Source organism: Stenotrophomonas maltophilia group sp. Smal17 (assembly GCF_030237045.1).
Lineage (GTDB): Bacteria > Pseudomonadota > Gammaproteobacteria > Xanthomonadales > Xanthomonadaceae > Stenotrophomonas > Stenotrophomonas forensis.
In genome coordinates, this window is sequence record NZ_JASJSU010000162.1 from 1 (window position 1) to 3,232 (window position 3,232).

General features: G+C 69.4%; 3 protein-coding genes. All 3 read left to right on the forward strand.

What is annotated here, in order from left to right:
- Window positions 1-108 precede the first annotated feature (108 nt).
- Genes QRO93_RS21260 through hda form a run of 3 tightly spaced genes read left to right on the forward strand, consistent with a single transcriptional unit; the run spans window position 109 to window position 3,109 of the window.
- Window positions 109-1,236: a DUF2066 domain-containing protein gene (locus tag QRO93_RS21260; protein WP_230078980.1), complete on the forward strand. Its 1,128-nt coding sequence runs from the start codon at window positions 109-111 to the stop codon at window positions 1,234-1,236.
- Entirely contained in the window at window positions 1,233-2,402 is a 1,170-nt protein-coding gene (locus tag QRO93_RS21265) for an AI-2E family transporter (RefSeq protein WP_006423004.1), read from the forward strand. Before QRO93_RS21260 ends, QRO93_RS21265 begins: the two co-directional genes overlap by 4 nt.
- Window positions 2,402-3,109 carry a DnaA regulatory inactivator Hda gene (gene hda, locus QRO93_RS21270; protein ID WP_053449020.1) on the forward strand — a complete coding sequence of 236 codons (708 nt, stop codon included), beginning with the start codon at window positions 2,402-2,404 and terminating at the stop codon, window positions 3,107-3,109. The genes QRO93_RS21265 and hda overlap by 1 nt, the downstream gene beginning before the upstream one ends.
- Window positions 3,110-3,232 lie beyond the last annotated feature (123 nt).

Below are 3,232 nucleotides of genomic sequence, written 5' to 3' on the forward strand. Positions count from 1 at the left end.
GTCGGCGCTGGCAGGGGTTGAACGGGCGATTTTAACAGGCCGCATTGGCGCAAAGTCCGTATTCGGGCAACAATTCCCCCCGGATACGTCGAGCCAATGGATGTCCTGATGCGCCGCAGCCTGATTCTGACCCTGCTCATTGCACTGAGCCTGCCGGTGGCCACGATGGCCCAGAGCGGCCTGCGCACCGAGGGTGATGTCGCCACCGCCACTGGCGCGTACGAGGCAGAAGTGCCCGTCAACAGCCAGGCCGAAGCCGATCGCAACGGCGCCCTGGCCCGCGCGCTGAGCGTGGTTCTGGGCAAGTTGTCCGGCGATCGCAGCGTGATGTCCCGCCCCGGCGTGGTGCAGGCACTGCGCAATGCCAAGGACTACGTGGCCAGCTACGACTACAAGCAGGACCAGAGCGTGAGCGCCAGCGGCGCCCCCAGCTTCCGTACCCTGCTGGTGGCGCGCTTCCGCGAGGATGACGTGGATTCACTGGTGTCGGCGCTGGGCCTGCCGCTGTGGCCGCAGCCGCGGCCGAAGCCGGTGCTGTGGCTGGCGGTCGATGACGGCAGCGGCCCGCGCCTGGTCAGCGTGCAGCAGGCCAATGCCGCCCGCCCGCTGCTGAACCGCGCCATCGAGCGTGGCTACAAGCTGGGCCTGCCCAGCGGCGGCGCCGCCGAGCAGGCGCTGGCCGGGGCCATCTGGCGCCAGGACAGTGCCGCCGTGGCCCGCGCCTCCTCGCGCTATTCGCCGCCGATGCAGCTGATCGGCAAGCTGTACCGCGCCAATGGCGGCTGGCAGGCGGACTGGGTGTTCGTCGACAACGGCCGTGAACTGAACAAGTGGACCAGCAAGGACGCCAACGCCATGCGCGCGATGGCCGCCGGCGCCGACGGTGCCGCCGATGCGCTGGTCAAGCGTTACGCCAAGGCGGGCGTGGCCACCGGCCAGGCCGGGACCTATCGCGTGGTGGTGACCGGCATCAACAGCGCCGACGACTACCTGCGCCTGGCCGCCGGCCTGCGCGACGTGCCGGTGGTGCGCAACGTCACCCCGCTGCACGCCTCGGCAAGCCAGCTGGAGCTGAGCCTGGAGATGACCACCGGCCTGGCCGGCTTCAACCGCATGCTGGGCGACAACGGCGTGCTGGTGCCGAGCGCGCCGCTGCCGGCCCTGCCGACCCCGATCGATGACACCACCGGTACTCCGGTCGCCGCGCCGGTCAGCAACGAGTACCGCCTGCGATGACCCTGACCCCTGAAGCGGAAATCGCGCAGTTCCTGCGCCGCCTGAAGTACATCCTGTTCGCCGGCCTGGTCGGCTGGGTGGTGTGGCTGCTGGCGCCGATCCTGACCCCGTTCGTGCTGGCGCTGGCGCTGGCCTGGCTGGGCGACCCGCTGGTCGACCGCATCGAGGCCACCGGCCGCTCGCGCATGACCGGCGTGGTGCTGGTGTTCGCGGCGATGGTGCTGGTGATCGTGGCGTTGCTGCTGGTGCTGGTGCCGATGATCGAGCGCCAGATCACCACCCTGATCGCGGTCGCGCCGCAGGCGCAGGCGTGGCTGATGGAGAAGGGGATTCCCTGGTTCGAGCAGAAGACCGGCCTGGAAGTGATGCAGTGGCTGGATCCGGACCGACTGATCGAATGGGTGCGCAGCCACTGGCAGCAGGCCGGCGGCTTCGCCACCACCTTCATGGGCTACGTCTCGCGCTCGGGTTTCGCGATGGTGACCTGGGTGGTCAACATCCTGCTGCTGCCGATCCTGGCGTTCTACTTCCTGCGCGACTGGGACAAGCTGGTCGAACGGGTGGCGTCGGTGATCCCGCGCAACCACATCGGCACCATCAGCGCGCTGGCGCGTGAGTCCAACGAGGTGCTGGGCGCGTTCATCCGCGGCCAGTTCCTGGTGATGCTGGCGCTGGGCGTCATCTACGCCGGTGGCCTGTCGCTGGTCGGGCTCAAGCTGGGCCTGCTGATCGGCCTGATTGCCGGGCTGATCAGCTTCATCCCGTACCTGGGCGCGACCACCGGCATCCTGATGGCGGTGGTGGCCGCGCTGGTGCAGGCACAGGGCTTCGACCTGAAGCTGCTGATCCTGGTCGGCGTGGTGTTCACCGTCGGCCAGCTGCTGGAAAGCTACGTGCTGACCCCGCGCATCGTTGGCGACAAGATCGGCCTGCACCCGGTGGCGGTGATCTTCGCGGTGATGGCCGGCGGCCAGCTGTTCGGCTTCCTCGGCATGCTGCTGGCGCTGCCGGTGGCGGCGGTGACCAACGTGCTGCTGCGTTATGCCCACCAGCGCTACCGCCAGAGCGAGCTGTACGTGGGTGAGAAGCCGGCGATCGTGCTTGATGGCGTGGTCGACCAGCCTCATATCATTCTCCCGGATGACAAGGGCCCCGACCTGAAGTGATGGGTGTGCCGCAACTGCCACTGGCCCTGCATTACCCGCGGGACCAGCGCCTGGAGACCTTCATCGGCGCGCCGGATGGCGCGCTGGCGCAGCTGCGTGCGATCGCGGTCGGCGCCAGCCACGATTGGGTCTACCTGGAAGGCGCGGCGGGTACGGGCAAGACCCATCAGGCGCTGGCGATGTGTTCCAGTGCCGAGCAGGCCGGCCGCCTGCCGACCTACGTGCCGCTGGCCAGCGCTGTGGGCCGTGTGCGCGCGGCGCTGGATGGGCTGGAGTCGCGCGAGCTGGTGGCGCTGGACGGCCTGGACGAAGTGGCCGGCAACCGCGAAGACGAGATCGCGCTGTTCGATTTCCACAACCGCGCGCGCGCTGCCGGTGTGACCGTGCTGTACACGGCGCAGAAGGCACCGGGCGAACTGGGCCTGCTGCTGCCGGACCTGCGTTCGCGGCTGGGCCAGTGCGTGCGCGTGCTGCTGCAGCCACTGGATGAGGAAGGCCGCGCGGCGGTGCTGCGCGAGCGCGCGCTGCGCCGGGGCCTGGCGATTGATGAAGCGGCCATCGAGTGGCTGCTGTCGCACACTGGGCGCGAGCTGGGTGGGTTGATCACGCTGCTGGATTGGCTGGACCGCGAGTCGCTGGCGGCGAAGCGGCGGATCACCGTGCCGTTCCTGCGCCAGGTGCTGGAAGAAGGCCGGCCGCGCTACTGAGGTTGGGGTTTGCTTTGCAGGGCTGCGCCCTGCACCCGCCGAAGCAACGTCAACGTCAACGTCAAAAGCTGGCTTCCTGAGGGGAGGCGGGGGGGGGGGGGGGGGGGGGGGGGGGGGGGGGCG